Genomic DNA, 3,575 nt, shown 5'->3' with positions numbered 1-3,575 from the left:
TTGCAGCCCTCCTTGATAGCCAGAACCTACCGCATTGAGTGACCATTGCCCATCTTTGCGATATAGTTCTGCCATGATTAGGGCGGTTTCATTTGAACTTTCCTTAGCTATAACGATCTAGCAATGCTTGCAGCCCTCCTTGATAGCCAGAACCTACCGCATTGAGTGACCATTGCCCATCTTTGCGATATAGTTCTGCCATGATTAGGGCGGTTTCAATGGAATAGTCTTCTACTAAGTCGTAGCGTACAGCCTCTTGTTTGTTCTGAGCATTGACGATACGCACAAAAGCGTTTTGTACTTGTCCAAAGTTCTGGCGACTTTGCTGTGTCTCGTGAATCGTTACTGTAATAACAATCTTCTTGACTTCTTCTGGTACTTTCTTGAGGTCAATTTTAATAACTTCATCATCCCCTTCCCCAAGTCCTGTTAAGTTATCCCCAATATGTTGGACTGATTTGTTTGGGTCAGGGCTGACAAGATTGTTGTAGAAGATGAAGTGTTTATCTGAGATTAGCTTTTCATTAGCTCCCAACAAAAACACCGACGAATCTAGATCGAAGTCCGATCCAGTGTCAGTGGCTTTGACATCCCATCCCAATCCTACAAATACTTCTGATAATCCAGGAGCAACTTTTTCTAGCGATACTCGTTGTCCTTTTGTTAATGAAACTGCCATAAAATATTCTCCCGGGCAATCGCACATTGAATGAACTGTACAGTTAAGTCGGAGGGTTTTTTCCTAATTTGTCAAGACCTTGGTGGTCACAAAACGAATCAGAACCAAGATTACTTTACCCCCCTCCCCCGATTTTGTCAAGTGTAAACCAACATAAATTAACAAAAATTTACAATTATTGTTACCCTTGAGAGTAGGGTAGTAAAAAATCTTTTAACGGGTTGATCTTGGATGTTAGAATCTCTCGTTTCTAGGCTCTGCCTAGAAATGTTTAATGAGAGGCTCTGCCTCCTGAGTAATCTTTACAGAAGGCAGAGCCTTCAAAAATCATTCCCAGGCGGAGCTTGGGAATGAGACGGCGAAAATCATTGCCTCTTGCCTATCCTAACCATTACTTATAACAGCCAATCCCTAATCTCTCAATAACAGATATTCGCGAATCTCAAAAAAGTTATCCCAAGGAATATAGGGTTGATTTTCCGCTTGTAGATAATCGATTAAACGATCCCTAGCAAAAACTAGATCGGCCCTTCTAGCCATGGTAATATCGGTAACGGAATCACCGATCGCAATAGTTTCTACTCCTGAATATTTGTCCATAATCAAGGCTTTAGCCACTAATTCCGTCTCATTTTCCCAATCGGAATGAACTTGCAGATATTCCCCTTGAGTATGAAGATTGACCCCATAAATTGCCGTCACCTTATCTAATAGTCCCTCCCGTTTTAAGACCGTTTCAATCATGCCTTGAATGCCACCGGAGATAATAATAAAAGGGATGGATTGCTCCTGTAAAAAAGCGAGGAATTCGGCTAATCCGGGGCGAATTGGCTTGCTTTCGGCATAGGCGAGAATATCGGCGTACTTTTGGCTCGGTATCGACTCTAGCAGTTGACGAACACCCCGGCGCAGACTGAGAGTGCGGGCGTACATTTGGGGCATAATTTGGGCTGATAAATCGGGGGCGAATTCTTTGAGCATACCCGCAAAAGTCTCCACGGCGGTGATAGTGCCATCAAAGTCACAGAAAACAATTTTACTCATGGGGTGACAAAATATCTGAAATTGGATATAATCGAAGGTTATGATTAATTTTACAGAGATTATCCGACTCTAGAGCTTCAACCCCCATGAAATCCTATCTCGCCGCCGCCATTCAAATGACCAGTCAGCCGGATTTAGAGAAAAATCTCGCTGCCGCTGAAGAATTGATCGAACTTGCCGTGGGTAAAGGGGCGGAATTAATCGGTTTACCAGAGAATTTCGCTTTTATGGGGGCAGAAACCGATAAAATCGCCCAGGCCGAGACTATTGCTCGAAAAGCCGATAAATTCCTCCGCACCATGGCCCAACGGTTTCAAGTGACCATTTTAGGGGGTGGTTTTCCCGTGCCGGTGACGGGTATTCCCGATAAGGCTTATAATACCGCTATTTTAGTCGATGGCAACGGTGCGGAATTAGCCCGTTATCAAAAAGTCCATCTTTTTGATGTCAATGTCCCGGATGGTAACACCTATCAGGAATCGAGTACAGTCATGGCAGGAATCGATTTACCGCCGATTTATGGCTCCGATAGCTTGGGAAAAATTGGCCTCTCGATTTGCTATGATGTGCGTTTTCCCGAACTCTATCGCTATTTATCGCGGCAAGGAGCCGATGTTTTATTTGTACCCGCGGCGTTTACGGCTTTTACAGGGAAAGATCATTGGAAAGTTTTGTTACAAGCGCGAGCGATCGAGAATACTTGTTATATAATAGCTCCCGCTCAAACGGGCAATAATTACGAACGCCGTTACACCCACGGTCACGCTATGATTATCGATCCTTGGGGTGTGGTTTTAGCCGATGCGGGGGAAGAAGCGGGAGTGGCAATTGCCGAAATTAATCCCCAACGTCTGCAACAGGTGCGACGACAAATGCCTTCCCTACAGCATCGTGTTTTTGTTTAAAATTCGATTCGACAATTTTAACGCCTAATTTTGGGATTTAACTCGGTTTTTTCGCGTAACATTGCTCCCTGATAACAAGGGTCGAATCTAAAACCTAATTAGTTAAGCTAAAAGCTTTGATGTACTGAGTTTCTAACCTTCTTTGCCAGATTCTCAGGGTAAGCTCATCTAATAAGGATGTAGTCGATTTATGCCACCCGATCAAACCATACCAAGTAACGAAGAACCAAAAATCTAGTTGGTTTATAATATTAAATAATTAACTTTATTTTTAGAGATGAATCTGATTTTGTCAAGCAAAGCGGCCGAAAGACTTCAACGAGAAGTGCAGTCAAGAGAAGATTTTATCGCCGATAATAATGCTTGGCGAATTGATGTCCTCGATCTCAGGAAGAGAGGTATTTTTCTCATTACTCAGGAAAAGAGTTTATACACCTTAATTTCTTCGTACAAGCAGGGAATTAAGGGAATTATCGCTCAAATTACCACCATTGATCGGCATGAGGGCGATTCCCCTGAAATTCATTATCTCAAATCCGAGAATAGGAGTCTGGTAAGCTCCATGAATAACATGAAGAATTTAATCGCTAAATTAGATCAGTACAATGCGGTTGATAACGAAAGATTTGCAGAAATAATTAATCAGACTCCCTTTAAATATTTATCTTACCGTACCCCGACCGAATGTTACCAAAATCTCTTGAATCAATCGAAGGTAGTACAATAAAACGGTCGTGTTTTAATCTAAGGAGAAAACGCTCCCCAATCTTCACAGCTTAAAACTAAATAGGGTTTGCTGAAAAAGTGGCTCTTCGGGACTTGGTATGGTTCGATAGGGGGGCATAAATCGACTAAATCCTTATCTGGCAAGAGATTTAATTGATTAGTTCGCTCTAGATCGCAAACAATTGACAAAAATCGCGGTAATGTCTGTCTCTATAAGGGTT

General features: G+C 42.4%; 6 protein-coding genes. 2 read left to right on the top strand and 4 right to left on the bottom strand.

The features are described from left to right. The 3 genes from PX481_RS29890 to PX481_RS22820 form a co-directional block, all read right to left on the bottom strand. The coding region (locus PX481_RS29890) for a TerD family protein (RefSeq protein WP_353852220.1) at positions 1–75 on the bottom strand (75 nt) is incomplete at its 3' end. A 28-nt stretch (positions 76–103) separates the two neighbouring features. Then, positions 104–679 carry a TerD family protein gene (locus tag PX481_RS22825; protein ID WP_288025585.1) on the bottom strand — a complete coding sequence of 192 codons (576 nt, stop codon included), beginning with the start codon at positions 677–679 and terminating at the stop codon, positions 104–106. 411 nt (positions 680–1,090) lie between these two features. Further along, entirely contained in the window at positions 1,091–1,723 is a 633-nt protein-coding gene (locus PX481_RS22820) for an HAD-IB family phosphatase (RefSeq protein WP_287232153.1), read from the bottom strand. An 86-nt stretch (positions 1,724–1,809) separates the two neighbouring features. On the opposite strand from PX481_RS22820, the gene PX481_RS22815 reads away from it, so the two are divergent. Both PX481_RS22815 and PX481_RS22810 read left to right on the top strand, forming a co-directional pair. Beyond that, positions 1,810–2,628, top strand: a complete 819-nt coding sequence (locus PX481_RS22815; protein ID WP_079209431.1) for a carbon-nitrogen hydrolase family protein — start codon at positions 1,810–1,812, stop codon at positions 2,626–2,628. A gap of 289 nt (positions 2,629–2,917) precedes the next feature. After that, positions 2,918–3,355, top strand: coding sequence for a DUF6933 domain-containing protein (locus PX481_RS22810; protein ID WP_288025588.1), 438 nt, complete (start codon positions 2,918–2,920; stop codon positions 3,353–3,355). 17 nt (positions 3,356–3,372) lie between these two features. Here PX481_RS22810 and PX481_RS22805 read toward each other — a convergent pair whose 3' ends face one another. Then, positions 3,373–3,543, bottom strand: a complete 171-nt coding sequence (locus tag PX481_RS22805) for a hypothetical protein (protein WP_288025590.1) — start codon at positions 3,541–3,543, stop codon at positions 3,373–3,375. Between the last annotated feature and the right edge of the window lie 32 nt (positions 3,544–3,575).

It is taken from the genome of Microcystis sp. M53603_WE2, assembly GCF_030065435.1.
This window is presented reverse-complemented; position numbering and strand designations above follow the sequence as displayed.